This window comes from Gilliamella sp. wkB308 (assembly GCF_001690185.1).
GTDB classification, from domain to species: domain Bacteria; phylum Pseudomonadota; class Gammaproteobacteria; order Enterobacterales; family Orbaceae; genus Gilliamella; species Gilliamella apicola_I.
Map to the genome: position 1 here is coordinate 18632 of NZ_LZGN01000042.1, position 18929 is coordinate 37560.

Genomic DNA, 18929 nt, shown 5'->3' on the forward strand with positions numbered 1-18929 from the left:
TTTTAGATTAATATTCTAAGTATCTATTGTAAAGTAGGTACTAAACAGTAATATAGTTACCAAATTAATACTATAATTGAATTTAAAGGATTTTTAATATGTCTCTCAATGAAAATTTACCCCCTTGTCCAGTCGAAACTACGCTTATGTTAATGGGCGATAAATGGAAAGTCTTAATTGTTCGTGATTTATTAACAGGTACAAAACGCTTTGGAGAATTAAAAAAATCCTTAGACGGAATATCGCAAAAAGTGTTAACCCAGCACCTACGTGCCATGGAAAAAAACGGATTAATTCATCGCAAAGTCTATGCCCAAGTACCACCGAAAGTGGAATATACTTTAACCGATGTTGGACAAAGTTTAAAACAAGTGCATGACGCCATGTTAGAGTGGGGAAGTGCTTATAAGTTAAGGCAGTGTGTTAAGAAATAGGTTTTTAACATGAATAAAAAGCTATTTTTTGTCAATTATATTTAATGATATTAATGGTTATTTAAGTATTTTTTTTGAAAATTTGACCTGTATCACATATTTAATTAGATTTGTTCACTTTTTTATCTTGTTTTAAGTTAAACTTCGTTTCTAAAATTTATCTTTACAATAGATTATCTACTTTTGAAAGGAAAAATATTGGAAGCAATAAAAACATATTGGTTTTTAAGCGCTAAGTTTAATGGTGGTGAAGACCAAACAGAACGTTTTGTTAGATTAGGTATTTGGGAAAATGGTTACGATAATAAATACTTAAATACCGTACGTACCATTTCAGTTGGTGATCGAGTTGCGATTAAATCCACTTATAACTTAAAAAAGAATTTACCTTTTGATAATAAAGGTCAAGCTGTTTCGGTCATGGAGATTAAAGCAACCGGCATTGTGACAAAAAATTATGGTGATGGAAAGTTATTAAAAGTTAATTGGCAAAAAGGGAATCTAAATAAAAAATGGTTTTTCTATACCAATATAGCCACTATTTGGAGTGTTAAAGATGATGAATGGTTATCAAAACAATTAATCAATTTTACTTTCTATAATGAACCACAGGATATTGACTATTTTCGGAATGCGCCTTATTGGCGATCACGTTATGGTGATGTTGCCAATCGTACCCAATTGTTCAGTTGGGTACGTTTTTATGAAGCTATTGCAGATAATTTATTAATTTATCTAGACAAAAGCAAACGTTCAATATTAATGGAATTTGTCAATCAGCTGGCCACCGAGTTTAAGCTTTCTTATTTACTCGATAAAGGTTTACAGGATATTTGTCCATTTACTGCATTAGGAACATTTAATCGACATATTAAAGAAACGACAAGAATAGAAATTGCAAAAAAGTGGGCTGAATTTCTTAATATTGAAGAATCCGTCCCTAACTCTTTTGAGGGCATACCATTACTTAATAATCAATTGTCTTGGTTTTTTACCAACTCTGAAAATCAACAACAAGAGATTGATAATTTGTGGGAATTTTATGCTACTGCACTGAAGTTTTCTAATGCTGATGAAAACTATCGAGATGAGTTTGAACAAAAATTTGACTTGATCATGTCGCAGTCATATTTTCCATGGCAATTAACAAGTGGTTTATTTTGGATTCGTCCTCACGCCTATGTCGTATTGGATAAGGCTTCAAAAACTTATCTTACTGATGAATTGGAGTTGATAAAAGATGATCGATTATCTAAAGAGCATTTTAATGGTAATGTTTACCTAAAATTGCTCGATGATTTAGCAATGAGATTTAACGAAGATTACTTTCCTATTCACTCTTTTCCTGAGCTTTATTTCACTGCACTACGTAAATATGAAAATCGCACATTAATTAATGAAAATTTAGCATCTAATAATCAATGGCAAATTATATTATTACAATTCATCCAAGAGCTTTGCCAAGATAACGGAAGTAATGTTTTTAATTGTAAAGAGTTGCTGGATAAATACGGACAACAACTTGAGGAGGAATTTCCAAATAATAGAGTTACAAGTAACTTGTTAACTTACACTTTACAACGAATGAAAGATAAAAAATTTTTTCAGTTTTTGGGGAATGGTAAATATCGGTTACTTAATCATAATATTGATGGAAAAAGAGGAGAAATCATGGAAAATGAACCAGATATTGATGCACCATTAATTGATGATCCATTATTTGTTAGGCATCCTTATACATTAAAAAATTTAATTCAAGAAGACTGTTTTATCGATAAACAGCAATTGCAACAAATGATATCCAGTATAACAAAAAAGAAAAATATCATTTTACAAGGCCCGCCTGGTACAGGTAAAACTTGGTTAGCTAAAAGGTTAGCTAATATTATTATTGGTTATAAAGATTCAAATAATATTCGAGCAATTCAATTTCATCCTAATCTATCTTATGAAGATTTTATTCGTGGTTTTCGCCCTACCAGTGAAGGTAAGTTAGCGCTGATCGATGGTCCATTTTTGGAGATAATTCATCAAGCCAGAAATGATCCTCAATCTAAATATGTTATGGTTATTGAAGAAATTAATCGAGGTAATCCGGCACAGATTTTTGGTGAAATGCTAACGCTGCTTGAAGCTGATAAGCGAATACCGAGTGAAGCATTAGAATTGACCTATCGCCGTGAACAAGAAAACGGAATATATATTCCCGATAACTTATATGTCATTGGTACGATGAATATAGCGGATCGATCTTTAGCATTAGTCGATTTTGCATTACGTCGACGTTTTGCGTTTTTTACTTTAGATCCTAATTTTTCAGAAAAATGGTTACGCTATATGATTAAAAAAACAGGGCTCAATAGTAAGCTTTTAGAAGAAATAAGAGAAAGAATGAATGAATTAAATGAATTCATTGCTCAAGATAGAATGTTAGGAAGTGCTTTTGCTATTGGTCATAGTTATTTAACTCATCATAGAGCTATACCGAAAAGTGAAGGTTTAGTTTGGTATCAAAATATTATTGATACAGAAATTAAACCTTTATTGGAAGAGTATTGGTTTGATGAAAAAGATAAACTTAACAAAGCAATGAAACTTATTAAGATTGCATATAAATAATTTCAATGAATACTGAATCGACAACAAGACAAAATACCACATTAAATAAAATACCTATTAAAAACATATGGTTACTTTTATTGTATGCATCAGATTATTATAAAGAGCTTGATAAACAGCAGCGAATAAATTTTGAAGAAAATCCTGAAAAAATTGTTGAGCTGGCTGCTGAGATTTATTGCAAGGCAGTACACAAAGGATTGCGTTATTCATTATCTAACAGTTATCAACCTAAAAAGCAAGTTTTAACACGTGTTAGAGGGAAAATTGATTATTTAATAACCGCACGTAAATTATTACTTGAAAAAGGTAAAATCCATTGTCGATATGATGGATTAACAAATAATACACCCAAAAATCAATATATTCATGGTGCTGCTCATGTTTTATTAAGGCAATTAAATAATGATAAATTGATTAAGCAATGCAAACAAATAACCAATCGTTTTAAAGAGTTAAAAATCGGTAAATCTAACTATTACAACCCTGTTATCGATCAGTTCAATCGATCAAATCCTCATGATAATCTATTAGTTTCGGTGGCTAAATTGGTTCATAGTTTATCTATTCCAACAGAATTATTCGGTAAAGAAACACTTAATACGTTGGAGAAAACTGATCAGTGGTTAAGAGCATTATTTGAGAAAGCGGTAATTGGTTTTTATCGGGTTAATCTCGATCCAAATGAATGGCAAATCGAGTCGGGAAAAAGGTTTAAATGGCAATGTACCCAATCGACGGACAACATTGGACAGTTTATGCCAGAAATGATCACCGATTTAATTATAGAAAATAACAAAACTCATTCTCGCTTAATTGTGGATACTAAATGTACCTCAATTTTTAATCATAACAAATTTTCTTTTAAGACAGATCATTTGTACCAACTTTATGCTTATGTAAGAAGTCAAGAAAGAAGTGATGACCGATTATCCTATTCTGCATCAGGTATGCTGTTATATCCAACAACAAATCAATCGATTAATGAATATACTACCATTCAAAATCATCAGCTATTTTTTTGTACGATTGATTTAAGTCAAGCAAACATGAGAATTAAAGAGTGTTTGCTATCTTTATTGGCTCAAAGTACATAAGCAATCTGCATCAAGATTCGACACCATTAGAATGAATTGATGCATTCAATCGAAAAGTTTATAACCAAGTACCACCTAATATGAAATTCACACATTACCAATGTTGCTCAGTGTTTAAGACAAGTGCATAACATAATATAAATAAATTAATAGGATAATATTCATTAAGCAAAAAATTAAGGCTCATTAGCCTCAACTTTAGAACAAATAAAATAAAAATCATTCGGTTTTGAGTCATTATCCTGACCAATAATTATAGTATCAGGGTAAAGTTTATTGTCCGTAATAGGGGTAATATCTTTTCGGTATATGTCTGTATCATTCAAAGGAATGGGTTCTTCACAGCTACGCAATATAGTGTTAGCACCAATCAATTTAGCGAACTTGTGCATATCCCCTTTGGCTTTAGCATAAAAAGATGTGACAAAATTATCGCTTTCATAACGAATCATATTCACCCATACATTCTTGATTTTGATAGGTTGCTTAAAATGGTATTCGATTCCAGTGATATTATCTTGTTGTTTGTTTTTTATGGTAATTTTTTGTTTTTCAAGTTCAGCAATGATTTTTTTATCTTCGATGGCAAAAGGCTTTGATTGACATAATAGAGCAGTTTTAAATTGTTCTTTAACGGTAGCTATTTTGGTGACATTACTTGATGCGTGTCCGGATAAACTGACAAAAAATAAGATATAACCTAACAGTAAATATAATTTTTTCATGTTTAATCGCTTGTCGTAAAGTGAGATATTGAGTTAAACAGTACTACTAATGACCTGTTAAATTTTAACCTGATTCTACCATTAGACATTAATTTAGGTATACCAATATTTCATGATTTTTAATATCATCCAAACAGCTACCGTATCGCAATTTTGTTGAAACTATATTACTATAATTTTATTGATCTTTATTCAGCAAAATTATTATGAGCAAGTCATCGAGCCACTTAACCATTAAGGATATTGCCAAACTTAGCGGAGTAAGCAAATCAACGGTTTCAAGAGTAATTAACCATGACCCAATGGTGAAAGAAGCAACACGTAATAAAGTCAATGCCATTATTGAACAATATCAATTTACGCCGTCTAAATCTGCAAGAGCAATGCGAGGTTATGGTAATAAAGTGATTGGTATTATTGTTACTCGTCTTGAGTCGATGTCTGAAAATCAAGCTGTCAGTAGTATGCTGCCAATATTTTATCAACATGGCTATGATCCGATTATTATGGAAAGCCAATTTAATGTTGAAAAGGTTGAAGAACATTTAGCCATGTTGAAAGATAAGCAGGCTGACGGTGTCGTGGTTTTTGCCTTTACAGGATTGGATAAGGGAGTATTGTCTTTCTGGCAAAATAAGAGTGTGGTTATTGCTCGTTCATTCCCTAATCATATGTGTGTTTGTTACGATGATATCGGTGCAGTAACTCACTTACTTGAGCATTTATATCATCAACAAAAACAGCGTAATATTGCTTTTATTGGTATTGAACAACAAGACCAAACTACCGGTGCGCTACGTTATCAAGCTTATCTGGATTTTTGTCAGCTTCATCAAATCACCCCTAATGCTTGTTTAGGAAACTTAAGTTACCTGTCAGGCTATCATCTTGCTCAAACAGTCATTAAATCATCACCTTCTGCTATTGTTTGTGCGACTGAAACGCTTGCGTTAGGTTTGCATAAATATCTTCATGAAAAGCAACTTAATAATACCATTGTTGCGAGTATCGGACAGAGTGAATTGCTCCGTTTTCTTTTTCCACAAACGTTATCTGTGGAGTTAGGTTTTGATAAAGCTGGAACTTATACCGCTCATGAATTACTCCGAATGTTAACCGATGAAGTTGAACTCAAAACGGTGACTATCCCTTGCCAACTGGCTGTTAATAAATAGCGATAACAATTTAAAATTATTATAGTTTTTATTATTTATGTGAGATCAATCACAAATAGGGAACGTTCCCATTTATTGTTTGTCTTTTTCAATCTATGCTAAATCCTAATTCAAACATAGCCAATGTATTAATAGCTAATTCAGCTAAATATCTATGATAGGGAGACTTGGAGATGGCTAAAGATCCTAATATCGCCTCAGAATCGATAACCGCATTAATTGATTGTGTGGGTGGAAAAGAAAATATTGCGAGTGTTACTCACTGTTTAACACGATTAAGATTTGCACTGTCTGATCCCAAATTAGCCAATATAAAAGCCATAGAGGGATTACCTTTTGTAAAAGGGTGTTTTAATAATGCTGGGCAGTTTCAAGTTATTATTGGAACGGATGTTGATAGTTATTACAAATTATTGATTGATCGATTAAATATTGATGAAGCGACTAAAGAGCAAACAAAAGCCTCAGCTAAAAAAAATATGTCATGGTTTGAACGCTTAATTTCAAATTTAGCTGAAATTTTTGTGCCATTATTACCCGCACTGATTGCGGGGGGATTATTACTCGGCTTACGTAACGTGATTGGTGACATGCCAACTATAAATGATAAACCACTTACTGACACTTATACTTGGTTGGTACCTATTCATAGTTTTCTTTGGTTACCTTGTGAAGCGATTTTCAACTTTCTACCAGTAGCCATATGCTGGTCTACAGTCAAAAAAATGGGCGGTTCCCCTGTGTTAGGGATTGTTTTAGGGATAACATTGGTTTCCCCACAACTGATGACTGCTTATGATCTAGGGAAAAAGATTCCCGAAGTGTGGGATTTTGGTTGGTTTACGATTCAAAAAGTCGGCTATCAAGCACAAGTGATTCCATCTATTTTTGCCGGTTTAGCGTTAGGATGGATTGAAACTCGATTACGTAGAATTGTCCCTAATTACCTAACTTTAGTGATTGTACCAATTGTATCAATACTATTAGCCGTCGTCCTTGCACATTTTCTTTTAGGACCAATCGGACGAATGTTGGGCAATGGTATTGCTTATGTGGTTAAATACCTAATGACGGGTGATTATGCCTTCATTGGTTCGGCTATTTTTGGATTCTTCTATGCACCTTTGGTTATTACAGGAATTCATCATACTACATTAGCTATCGATATGCAGATGACACATAGTATGGGTGGTACACCGATTTGGCCAATTATTGCCTTATCCAATATTGCTCAAGCTTCAGCCGTTGTTGGCATCATTCTAATCAGTAAAAAACATAATGAGCGTGAAGTTTCCATACCGGCTGCGATATCAGGTTACCTAGGTGTAACTGAGCCAGCTATGTACGGTATCAACTTACGCTATAAATTCCCAATGTTCTGCGCCATGATTGGAGCGGCGAGTGCTGGGTTAATCTGTGGTTTACATGGTGTATTATCTAATGGTATAGGTGTGGGTGGATTACCTGGTATTTTATCCATTAAACCGATTTATTGGGGAATTTATGCATTAGCTATGATTGTGGCAATTGTCGTACCTATTGTTTTAACATCAGTTGTTTATAAAATAAAATTGAAAAAAGGTACGTTAGATATTCGCTAAACACGATTCAATAACCGTTAACCGTTCAATTATGGAACGGTTAATTTATGACAGATGAATAATTAAGAGCAAACAATGAATACGAACGAAATCCCTTGGTGGCAAAATGGTACTATTTATCAAATCTATCCCAAAAGTTTTCAAGCCAGTGGTACTGGTTCAACGGGAGATTTATTAGGCATTATAAGCCGATTGGATTATCTTAAAAATCTGGGCATTAGTGCGATTTGGTTAACGCCAATTTATCCCTCTCCGCAAGTTGATAATGGTTATGATGTATCGGATTATTATGATATTGATCCGGCTTATGGCACGATGGACGACTTTGAATTATTGGTTAAGCAAGCGCATGAACGTGATATCCGTATTATGATGGATATGGTATTTAACCATACTTCAACAGAGCATCCATGGTTTAAATCTGCCTTAGATAAAACCAGTCCTTTTCGATCGTTTTATATTTGGAAAGATGCCAAAGCTGACGGCTCAGAACCCAACAATTGGCGGTCAAAATTTGGCGGTAACGCTTGGCAGTGGCATGAGCAATCAGGACAATACTATTTACACCTGTTCGCAAAACAGCAAGCCGATCTCAATTGGGAAAATCCAACCGTACGCCAAGAGATTAAAAATGTGTGTCAATTTTGGGCGGATAAAGGCGTCGATGCATTAAGGCTGGATGTGATTAATTTGGTCTCTAAACAGCAAGACTTTCCGGATGATGTCCAAGGGGACGGTCGAAAATATTATACAGACGGCCCCAAAATACACGAATTTTTGCAAGAGATAAGCCGAGATGTTTTCCTACCTAATGGTTTAAAAACAGTGGGCGAAATGTCATCCACTACATTAGAAAACTGTCAAAAATATGCCGCATTGGATGGTAAAGAGTTGACAATGACGTTTAATTTTCATCATTTAAAAATTGATTATCCAAATGGGGAAAAATGGACGCTGGCTAAGCCCGATTTACTTGAACTCAAAAAAATACTTGGCTATTGGCAAAAGGGTATGCACGGTAAGGCGTGGAATGCAATTTTCTGGTGTAATCACGATCAACCTCGTATTGTGTCACGTTTAGGTAATGAAGATCAATATCACAGCGAATCAGCTAAAATGCTGGCGATGATTCTTTATGGACTACAAGGCACACCGTACCTTTATCAAGGTGAAGAGATCGGGATGACAAATCCCCATTTTACTCATATTTCGCAATATAAAGATGTGGAAAGTCTTAACATCTACCAAGAAAAAATTGCCGAAGGTATGTCAGAGTCTGACATGTTAGCGATTCTTGCCAGTAAGTCACGCGACAATAGCCGAACGCCAATGCAATGGGATCATACTGCCAATGCCGGATTTAGCCAAGGTAAACCTTGGATTGAGGTGGCAAATAATTATTCAAAAATCAATGTTAAGGCAGCGCTTGACGATCCCAATTCAATCTTCTATTGCTATCAAACCTTAATCAAATTACGCAAAATGTATCCGATCTTTATTTTCGGTGACTATCAAGATCTAACGCCTGATGTTGCTAATTGTTGGTGCTATGCCAGACATTGGAATAATCAAACGTTACTCGTGATAGCCAATCTGACCGAAAATACGGTTAAATGGCAATTACCTAATGGGTTTGAAAATCGTCATTGGCAAAGATTGCTAGGTAATTATGAAAACCAAACTATATTAAAGCCAGAAATGGTGTTACAACCTTATGAGGCTATGTATTGGTTGCATATAAATAGTTAAACGGTTGTATCAGGTTACAAGGATATACACTAAATCATTTTGTTCTATTGAATTAAAAAATTGTTGAGCGAATAAGGTAGTAAGAAAATGCCAACACTTGTGTTGGTTTTTTGATTGAAACGCCATAATAAGTTGTTCATCGAAAGTTGTGGATAGTTCATATGGGTCATCAATTCCTTTATGTTAGTTAATCAATAGACATTCTAAATCACGTTAAATAATTGGTAATATGTGTAAATCTAACTTTCCTGTTATAAAAAACGGGTTATCAGAACGTCAACTATACTCACTTGAACAGTAATTAATTAGCATTAGTGATGAATATCAATATTGGGTTATCTTAAGATAAAGTATTATAGAAATTATGATAAATGACCTAATTAGTAAAGCTGTCTAGAAATAGAGTAATAATACATTCGTTTTATACTAAAAAAATATTTTTCAATCATATTCATTGGGATAATTTTGATTTTTAGAATTTGGTATTTAAAAATAATTATTATAAAATAATAAATTATAATTCCATTGAAAATAATAGATTTATCATCGTTAAAAAACATAGTAAAAATGAATACAAAAAGAAAACAAAATAAACCATTAAAAAAATCTTTTATGGATATTATATCAACAGCACTGACTTTTGGTGTTTTATTTTGGTCTCTTTTGTTATTAGTTTTTATTTTTCTAGCTGTTATAAATTTATTTATAGGTGTTGATGAATTATTATTTTCAATTCACGGTGTGTGGTTTTTTCCTGCTACTATTTTAGCATGGCTATGCATGACTCCAACTTTCCATATCACAAAGAAAAGCATTATTATTTTACGAAAAATTAGACCAAAAATTTATATTCCAATTTGCCAAGATCTTGAAGTTAAAATCATTAAGGTCGAATATTTCAAGTATCCACCTAAAGGGATACTATGGAAAAGGATAAGATGGATAGGGAAATGGCATCCTATATATATATTATTTATAACTTTTAAAAATAAAAAAGTAAAACTAAAAAAAAGCGTGATAAGTGGGGTATACACACATGACCAAATTGATTACTTTTTTAGTAATTTAAATTTGTCAGGTGTTCGCTATGAAGTCAAAAATTTACATATTCCTGTTTAGTAAAAATTTAGGGATTTATTTCTATATAACCTTAATGATTTGGATATTTCATTTTTATAATTTGAAACATTTTGGTAATTGATTTCTCTTTCCTCAATTGTATATATTCCATAATTTTTTATAGTGGTATCTATTATTATTTCTGTATCAAAAAAGAGTGAATGATTCAAAATAAACCTCTCGGATTGAATGGCTTGGGTGATAAATATGCTGTTTGAAAGAGTCGTGTTTGTTAAAAATAAACATCTATAATTTTATTGTTTAGAGATTAAGAAGAATTATCGTAATTTACTCGTTAGCTGATTGTTTTTTTTATTACTTACTATCGATTATATAACCACTCCCGCATTTTAACTAACCGAGCAATAATTTCATCTGAATCGGGCATTTCAGGTAAGGTTGTGGTTAGTGTTGCGGTTTCAATGTCATCAAATAATGATTTGGCCATATTCATAATTTCGTCATAGCTTAATTGACCATTTTTAATTGCGAGCAGTTCGTTTCGATTAGTGCGTTTATTGGTAATGGTGCCTTTGGTCATAATTTCATGAGCAACTTGTAATAAGCGAATGGTATGCATCATATTTTTAGCATCAAAATCATTACCATTTTCAATATTACTGCGATAACGCTGTTCATTACGTTTAGCAACCCATTGCCAGTAAGCCTTATAATCACGACAATGCGATGAAAAACCATCACGATTAAAACTTAAGTAAGCAATTACTGGGGTGTCGACTTTTATTGAAGACAAGCACAGCTCGGTCGAATCATCCTGTTGAATAATACCATGATAACCACAATCCCCTGATGCATCATAAAAAAGGGCATATAAATCTCGACTATGTGGAACATTCACCAAACCACATAAGTGTTGATCAAAACGCTTTTCATTTAACCAATTGGTGAGGGGATAAGCATGCTGACCTTGAATAATATAACAAAAATCAAGGACCGTTTTACGCTTCACCTCGACTGGATTATTAATCTTTTTATTCAATCCCTTGGCTTTTTTAATTTGTGACATGGCATAGTGAGCAAAGGTTTGTTTAGTTTGTTGGGATAAAAATAGATCAAGGGTTAACTGCTGCATAATTGGATGCTGATATAAAATACAGTCGGGTGCAGAAGCCAATACTTCTAAAATATTCGGGTTATTTTTAAGTAAAAGCTCTACAAAACGACCTAATTCATAATAGACGATATCATTGGTTTCATTACTAATTTGCGGAATATACTCGAGTCCATAAAATTTATCTTTAGGTAAATAAAACACCCCTTTGATATCTGTATCCGATGTTTCGGTAGCTAATCCGAACGAACGACTACCACTAATCACTTCAAACAAAATGAGATTTTGTGCTTTTAAATCATCAATTGTCATGTCGTGTTCCTTTCCTTATTTTAAGCTCATTAACGTTTGTATAAAAAAGCGATCTAATTTATCTGCCTTAAAATGCTGTTCAGTGATAGACTCAACTTCTGCACTGATATCAATCATGGATTGTTCAATGAACGATAAGATTTCTGGCGCAATAGTTATCGATGCTGATTCCACCATAGTTGCTTTTAATCTAATAATATCATTTATTTGCTGTCTTAAATTATCCGGTAATAGTGTTAATAATGGCATTATTGCCATAGGAGCGATTTGCCGTTTTTCTAAACACCATTTAGCACACAATAAAGGTCTTAACACATAAAACAATTTTTTAACACCAATCTCTTTGCCATCGATAGTTTGCAGCGAGCTTTTAGCAATACCTAAATAGTGATAGATGTTACCACGTGTATTAAAAAAGTCTGCACACAATTGCCATAATTGCTGAGCAATTGATTGATTTTGCTGATAAATAATTGGAGATTGCAACCACTCAAACGGCGTAGTATTGGATTTTCGGATTAACTGTAGGGTCTTTTTCAAATCCCAACCTTGTAAATCCAGTTCGTCGTCTATGGGAAAAGTAAAATGTGATTCAGGATTATCAATGGCTAAATATCTATCTAATGGATGAACATAAATAAAACGTACATCATAATCGCTATTTGGCGAAGGAAACCCCCACGCTCGACTGCCCGATTCGCAGGCATAAAGAATATGGATACGGTATTGTTGTTCTAATTCGGTAAGTTTTTGTTTTATTCGCTGTTCCATTTTTATTATTCCTTAACTTTTGACACAATTTAAGCATTTTACTCATTATCATTGATAACAAATTATTTAGAAATGAAAATTTATGATTAGAACCTTCAAATCTGAAAAAATTAACAAAAAATAAGCTTTAGCATTTTTTTATTAAATTTGTACATTTAATATAAAATCCCTACTAGCTATCAATGCATGATTTTTGATCCTAATGGCGATTACATGCGACAATATCGAGGACAAGCAGAAGCTTTTTATGATGATGGAGACATCCCTTTTTCAATAGAACAATTTATCAAATACCATGCGAAAGATGGTGATTATGTTTCTCAACGTGAAATCACATTAACACGAGAGCAAGCGCTGAATATTGAAAAAAGAATTATTAATGGTAATTATGCGACTTTTATTGGTTTTTATTGTGCGCGTGCCGTTTCATCTGTTTTAGATGAATATGGTCTACAAGAACTTTATTTGTTACCTGCCTCTTTGGAAAAAGCGGTAAAAAAGATTGAAGATAAAAAAGGACAAGCTAGTGAAAATAATTAATTTAGTCATTATCGTTTTATTTAATTTTATCGGTGCCTATCTAAGTTACCAATGGTGTTATTCAATAATTATAAGAAAACATCATCGTTTACCACCAGAATTATATTATTTGATATGTTATGGTTTGTGTTATTTCTGTTTTATTCTGATTTCAATCTTTCTTTTAAATAAAATAAAACGACCGATGGTTTTAGTGATTTTCGGCGTGCTAATTGGTATTATAATTCCCGCAATGCCGCCTATTGTCCAAATGTTAGTAATGGAAGATACTAATAAATTTGCTTTTAATCTAGATTTTATTATGGGGATGTTAGGTATCACATCAATGATAACCCTCAATTTTATAATATATCCGGCAATATTATTATGCTGTCATTATTTTATTGGTGGGATACAAAAAATATCAAGTAAGCTTGCTTTGAAGCAATAATTAATTGTCCGAACTAGTCAAAAAAACGCCCAACTATTTTAAACTGTTGGACTTATTAGATTGGATTGTTGATATTGAATTATCTGCTGTTATTTTAGGCGTTTTATAATAAAAATTAGTAAAATTAGAATCCAAACTAAAATGCTAAATGATTTTTATTGCAGTTTATGATGAACCTATCAGGCAAGCATAAAATAATCATCACAGGTATGACCAAGATTAATTAACTACTGCTAAGTCTAAGAAAAATATGCTATATTATTTTTTAATTGATTTTACAAGGTGATAAAATGGATACAAAACTAACCAAGCATGACAAACGATATATTGAAGGCACAGACGATGTCTACAGCATTATGCAACGTGTGTTATTGCGTGATAACCAAATCGACCAAGAAAAAGAACATCTTTGGATGATTGGCATGAATCAAGCTGGTTATATCCTGTATATCGAACTGATTGCGCTTGGCAGTTATAAATCGGTCGATGTTGAACCGATGAATGTATTTCGTGTTGCGGTAATGAAAAACGCCTCACGCGTGATATTAGTTCATAATCACCCGTCAGGATCGCTGACGCCGTCGGATGCCGATAAAGATATCACTGATCGCCTAATCCAAGTCGGCCGTATTTTGAATATCGACCTAATCGACCACCTAATTATCACCCCTAAATCCTATATCAGCTTCCGCAGTACTAAACTTATGGACGAGTTAGAACAAAGCCTAAAATACGTCCCGACTTATCAAGTGGTTGAACGCATCCGTAAGGAAGAAAAATTGATTGCTAAAGAGAAGTTGGCGGTAGCAAATGACAAAGTTAAAGTGGCTGAAGAAAAGGCGAAAATAGCAAAATTGGCGGAGAAAAAAGAAAGAGAACAAAAAGAACGATTGGTTCAAGCTTTAGCTCGAAAAGAAGTATCGGTTGAACAAATTGCAATCATCATGGAAATTGATACTAAAGAAGTTCAGAAGATTCTTAGAAAGAAAACGGTAAAAGCTCAAAAGTAATAAGTATCAAAAATGCGAACTTGCTCGTAAAATAATAAACTTATTATTGTTATGTATATAAACACAGTTATAATGTTTGGCACTTTTAGTAGTAAGGAATACATATATCATGAAATATGCTTATGAAGATATGAGTGATGAACAATTTGAAAGATTAGTTGTTATTATTTGCCAGCATATAATGGGTATTTCTACACAAGGATTTGCTAAGGGTCCTGATGGTGGGAGAGACGCTAAATTTATTGGTACTGCCGAATTATTTCCCAGTAGAAGTTCACCTTGGGTTGGAACAACAATTATTCAAGCCAAACATACTAATGGCTATAATCGTAATTGCTCTGAATCTGATTTTTATAATAAAGAAAAGAAAACTAACCCCAATACCGTAATTGGTGCTGAACTGCTTCGTATCAAAAAGTTAAAAGATAAAGGTGAGCTGGATAATTATGTCTTGTTTACTAATCGTCGTTTAACTGGTAATGCAGAGAGTGAAATATGTAAAACGATTTCAGACTATATTGAAGTCGATATAGCATCAGTAAAGATCATAGATATTAATCAGATAGAACTTTATCTTAAACGATATCCTGAAATAATGAGAATCGCTGATCTAGATCCTATCGATAGTCCGTTAATTGTTAGTCCTGACGATTTAGCAGAAGTTATCCAGGCATTTGCAAATCAAGCGCGAACTCTTGATAGAAGTTTGACCAATATCAATATTGAGCGAACCACTTACGCTAGAAAAAATCAGCTAAATAATATGACTGAGGCTTATGCTAATGAGCTTAAGCGGCGTTACTTAAAAGACGTTAATGAAATTGAATCTTTTCTATCTTTAGCTGAAAATACTGCACTACGTGAACGTTATGAGCTTGCAGCAGAAGAGTTTTGTTTAAATATTATTGCAAAAAGAAAAGATTATCAGACTTTTGATCACATAATGAATTACTTATCAAAGTTATTAGTTGATAGAGAGCCAATTTTGAGGCAAGCTAAACATAAACGATTAGTGAATGTCATGTTGTTTTTTATGTATTGGAGTTGTGATATAGGTGAGAATGAAGATGCTAAGACCCAATAAACATACTCACCCGGATAAGACCATTATTAACATGTCTTTTTTATTACTTTATTATATTAAGAAAAAGAGACTAGAAAAATATGATGGTTTATTAGAATATGCTAAAAAGTCGGTTGAAGGTGGTCAATTTTTATTTCTACCTGCACTTAATCTTCTTTTTTTATTAGGGTTAGTTGAGTATCATGCAAAAACTGACTCAATCGAATATGTGGGGATAAATGAAACTATCTAAATTATATTCAAATAAACCAGATTTATTTGAAACTATTATTTTTTCATCAGGTTTGAACGTAATTCAAGCTGAAATTCGCTTGCCTGAAAATAAGAAAAAAGATACCCATAATTTAGGTAAATCGACGTTAGGCAAATTACTTGATTTTTGTTTTTTATCTAAAAAAAAATCAGAATTTTTTTTATTTAAGCATAAACAAATATTTAAGCAATTTGTGTTTTTTTTAGAGTTGGAACTAGAAGATGGTTCTTACCTCACTATTCGTCGCTGTGTTACAGATGCAACACGTATCAGTATAAAGAAACACACCGATTCACACCAAGATTTTACGCAATTAGCACATTGGGATCATGAAAATGTGTCATTTGATAAAGCGAAAGAGATTTTAGACAGTATATTAAATTTTTATTTGATTAAACCATGGCAATATCGCAAAATTTTAGGTTATTTATTACGTTCTCAAGATGATTACCGTGATGTTTTTCAATTAAGAAAGTTTGCCTCTAAACATAAAGATTGGAAACCTTTTCTTGCTCATATTCTTGGTTTTAATTCTGATTTAATTGTAAAGCATTATGAACTGGAAGCTAAACTTAAAGATGCACAAGATAGAGAAACGATAGTAAAACAAGAGTTAGGTGGTTCAATTGAAGATATTAGTCGGATTGATGGGCTTTTATTATTAAAACAGCAGGATGTTAATGAGCGACAAAGACTGTTGGATAAGTTCGATTTTCACTCAGTGGATCAAGCAAAAACCAAAAAACTCATTGATGAATTAGATTTGCAAATAGCTACATTGAATAAAAATCGCTACTCATTGGATTTTAATCGAAAAAAGATAGAATTATCTTTACAAAAACAACAAATATTATTTGATCCTGATGAGGCTGAAAGCTTGTACAAAGAAGCCGGTATTCTTTTCCCAGAACAATTAAAAAAAGATTTTAATCAACTTATTCAGTTTAACCGCGCTATTACAGAAGAACGACATACATATTTAAAAGAAGAACTATCATCAATAAAAAAAGAGCTAACAAATATTAATCAAACTTTATTGCAATTAGGTGAAGAAAGAACACAGACTTTATCTTTTTTAGGTGAAACAGATATTTTTAATAAATATAAACAAATATCTAATGATTTAATTACCTTAAAAACTGATATTGCTTTTTTAGAAAGACAAAAAGAATTTATTCACAAATTGCAGGAGCTTAGGACTGAAATTAGATTATTAGATGAGCAATCTCAAAAAGTCAGAATTGATATGGAAAATGATTTAGAGATACAAAATACACAAGAAACAAGTTTATTTTCAGAAATTAGGTTGTATTTTAGTCGCATTGTTGAAGATGTTATTTCAAGAATGGCATTACTTAATGTCAAAATTAATCGAAAAGGCCATTTTGACTTTAGTGCTGATATTTTAGATGAAGCGGGTCGTTCAACAAGTGCTGATGATGGTCATACTTATAAAAAATTACTATGTGTAGCTTTTGATTTAGCTATATTACGTGCTCATCTTAAAGATAACTTTCCTCGTTTTGTTTATCACGATGGAATATTTGAATCGTTAGACGACAGAAAAAAGATAAATCTTCTTAACGTTATAAGACAATATTCTAATTTAGGTATTCAACAAATTATTACTGTAATTGATTCAGATATTCCTCTTGATACCGATATTTTCTTCGATAAAAATGAAATTGCATTGGTATTACATGATGAAGGGATAAAAGGACGATTATTTAAATTACCATCTTGGTAATTAAATTAATAAAAAAATAAAATCATGGATATGTGACTATCATTTAAAAGATAAAACTATTTTTTACACATAGGGGATACTGCCGATAAATTACAATCATAAATACTGAAAATTAATTATTAATATTTCAGTATTTATGATCAATATATTATTTATGAATGTCTACGTTAGTATAATCTGAGCCATTACAAAGATAAGTTGTCATTCGAATATCACTTTTATCTTTTTCAAAATAAAACGCCCGAAATTCTAGTTCATCAACCTTCAAATAACGAGCAGTATCATTAGGCACGTTTTTTATAATCTTATTATTGCATTTAAAATAATTTATTGTATCTGCTTTATATGTTTCAGAAATTAAGGTATTAGTAATATTATTTATATTGAAAATAATTAATAAGCAGGGTAATACAGCGCTTATTAAAACAACAAAGTAAGTTATACTTGGTAATCTATTTGAAAGCTTTTGGTTCTTTGCTAACTCAAACCCAATTATAGCAAAAATCTGTAATAAACTACTTCCGATTAAAATAAAGTTAAGCCAATATAATCCTTTTGTTATAGTTGATAGTTGTTCTGGATAAACAGATATCATATCAGTGACAAATGTTCTCCCTTGATTTTCCCCCATGAAATCAAGCACTATATAGATAAGAGCTAATAAAGCAGCACCTATAATTTTTTCTAACTCATTAAATTCTCTTTTAATTATATAAGTTATCATTATCGTTATAGCTGAAAGAAATTGTAATATAAAAAGAAGAAAACTAATTAACCAGTAACATTTAAACAAGAATGTAAGAAAAGCTAAACAACCAAATATAGCTCCCCAGCCAGATAAAAATAATATTAGATGTAATACTTTTTCGGAGTGTTTTTTTTGTTTTTTTTTGTTGATTTTCTTTTTTGGTAATGTAAATACAATTTTAAGCCAATCCTTTGTAAATTTCTTCTGCTCTTTACTGGTATAAAATTTATAATAAATTGTATACCCCACCCCCAAAACAACATAAGAAATAATAAAATAGAAAGTAACTGCTTCTCTTTTATTCATAGTAAGAATAATTACGCTCACAATGTAAGTTAGAGCTACTACCCAAAATAGAACGGGATATTTTAAAATATAATTCTTTAATTTATATAATGGTTTTTTCATTACCACTCCTTTTTTGTTATCTTTTATCTATATGC

General features: G+C 32.1%; 17 protein-coding genes. 13 read left to right on the forward strand and 4 right to left on the reverse strand.

Annotated elements, in window-relative coordinates; translation table 11 throughout:
- Positions 1-98: 98 nt before the first annotated feature.
- The 3 genes from A9G10_RS11200 (at position 99) to A9G10_RS11210 (ending at position 4150) form a co-directional block, all read left to right on the forward strand.
- On the forward strand, positions 99-434 hold the full coding sequence (locus A9G10_RS11200) for a winged helix-turn-helix transcriptional regulator (RefSeq protein ID WP_065558029.1): 336 nt from the start codon (positions 99-101) through the stop codon (positions 432-434).
- Between the two features lie 198 nt (positions 435-632).
- A complete protein-coding gene (locus tag A9G10_RS11205) occupies positions 633-3053 on the forward strand; it encodes an McrB family protein (protein ID WP_143425950.1) in 2421 nt (806 codons plus the stop codon).
- A 5-nt stretch (positions 3054-3058) separates the two neighbouring features.
- Complete coding sequence (locus A9G10_RS11210) at positions 3059-4150, forward strand: 5-methylcytosine restriction system specificity protein McrC (protein WP_081298967.1); 1092 nt, start codon at positions 3059-3061, stop codon at positions 4148-4150.
- A gap of 176 nt (positions 4151-4326) precedes the next feature.
- Here A9G10_RS11210 and A9G10_RS11215 read toward each other — a convergent pair whose 3' ends face one another.
- Complete coding sequence (locus A9G10_RS11215) at positions 4327-4875, reverse strand: hypothetical protein (RefSeq protein WP_065558027.1); 549 nt, start codon at positions 4873-4875, stop codon at positions 4327-4329.
- Between the two features lie 206 nt (positions 4876-5081).
- Between A9G10_RS11215 and treR the strand changes: the two genes are divergently transcribed.
- From treR to A9G10_RS11235, 4 genes are all read left to right on the forward strand, one after another.
- Positions 5082-6050 (forward strand): trehalose operon repressor TreR, encoded by a 969-nt coding sequence (gene treR / locus A9G10_RS11220; RefSeq protein WP_065558026.1) that lies wholly within the window; start codon positions 5082-5084, stop codon positions 6048-6050.
- A 173-nt stretch (positions 6051-6223) separates the two neighbouring features.
- Entirely contained in the window at positions 6224-7651 is a 1428-nt protein-coding gene (gene treB, locus A9G10_RS11225) for a PTS trehalose transporter subunit IIBC (RefSeq protein ID WP_065558025.1), read from the forward strand.
- 75 nt (positions 7652-7726) lie between these two features.
- Positions 7727-9400: an alpha,alpha-phosphotrehalase gene (gene treC / locus A9G10_RS11230; protein WP_065558024.1), complete on the forward strand. Its 1674-nt coding sequence runs from the start codon at positions 7727-7729 to the stop codon at positions 9398-9400.
- Positions 9401-9967: 567 nt separating this feature from the next.
- The gene (locus A9G10_RS11235) at positions 9968-10519 is read left to right on the forward strand and encodes a hypothetical protein (RefSeq protein ID WP_065558023.1); all 552 of its coding nucleotides are present in this window, start codon (positions 9968-9970) and stop codon (positions 10517-10519) included.
- A gap of 322 nt (positions 10520-10841) precedes the next feature.
- Here A9G10_RS11235 and A9G10_RS11240 read toward each other — a convergent pair whose 3' ends face one another.
- Positions 10842-11903 carry a nucleotidyltransferase domain-containing protein gene (locus tag A9G10_RS11240; RefSeq protein ID WP_065558022.1) on the reverse strand — a complete coding sequence of 354 codons (1062 nt, stop codon included), beginning with the start codon at positions 11901-11903 and terminating at the stop codon, positions 10842-10844.
- Positions 11904-11918: 15 nt separating this feature from the next.
- A complete protein-coding gene (locus A9G10_RS11245; RefSeq protein ID WP_065558021.1) occupies positions 11919-12674 on the reverse strand; it encodes a nucleotidyltransferase domain-containing protein in 756 nt (251 codons plus the stop codon).
- Between the two features lie 186 nt (positions 12675-12860).
- Here A9G10_RS11245 and A9G10_RS11250 point away from each other — a divergent pair, with 186 nt between their 5' ends.
- The 6 genes from A9G10_RS11250 to A9G10_RS11275 all read left to right on the forward strand — a co-directional run bounded on the left by A9G10_RS11250 (position 12861) and on the right by A9G10_RS11275 (position 17738).
- Complete coding sequence (locus A9G10_RS11250) at positions 12861-13214, forward strand: hypothetical protein (protein WP_065558020.1); 354 nt, start codon at positions 12861-12863, stop codon at positions 13212-13214.
- On the forward strand, positions 13201-13644 hold the full coding sequence (locus A9G10_RS11255) for a hypothetical protein (RefSeq protein WP_065558019.1): 444 nt from the start codon (positions 13201-13203) through the stop codon (positions 13642-13644). The genes A9G10_RS11250 and A9G10_RS11255 overlap by 14 nt, the downstream gene beginning before the upstream one ends.
- A gap of 290 nt (positions 13645-13934) precedes the next feature.
- Positions 13935-14654 (forward strand): JAB domain-containing protein, encoded by a 720-nt coding sequence (locus A9G10_RS11260; RefSeq protein WP_065558018.1) that lies wholly within the window; start codon positions 13935-13937, stop codon positions 14652-14654.
- A gap of 109 nt (positions 14655-14763) precedes the next feature.
- Positions 14764-15738, forward strand: coding sequence for an ABC-three component system protein (locus A9G10_RS11265; RefSeq protein ID WP_065558017.1), 975 nt, complete (start codon positions 14764-14766; stop codon positions 15736-15738).
- Entirely contained in the window at positions 15722-15970 is a 249-nt protein-coding gene (locus tag A9G10_RS11270) for an ABC-three component system middle component 8 (RefSeq protein WP_065558016.1), read from the forward strand. The genes A9G10_RS11265 and A9G10_RS11270 overlap by 17 nt, the downstream gene beginning before the upstream one ends.
- Positions 15957-17738, forward strand: coding sequence for a DUF2326 domain-containing protein (locus A9G10_RS11275; RefSeq protein ID WP_065558015.1), 1782 nt, complete (start codon positions 15957-15959; stop codon positions 17736-17738). Before A9G10_RS11270 ends, A9G10_RS11275 begins: the two co-directional genes overlap by 14 nt.
- A gap of 148 nt (positions 17739-17886) precedes the next feature.
- Here A9G10_RS11275 and A9G10_RS11280 read toward each other — a convergent pair whose 3' ends face one another.
- Positions 17887-18894, reverse strand: coding sequence for a hypothetical protein (locus A9G10_RS11280; RefSeq protein ID WP_065558014.1), 1008 nt, complete (start codon positions 18892-18894; stop codon positions 17887-17889).
- Positions 18895-18929: the final 35 nt, after the last annotated feature.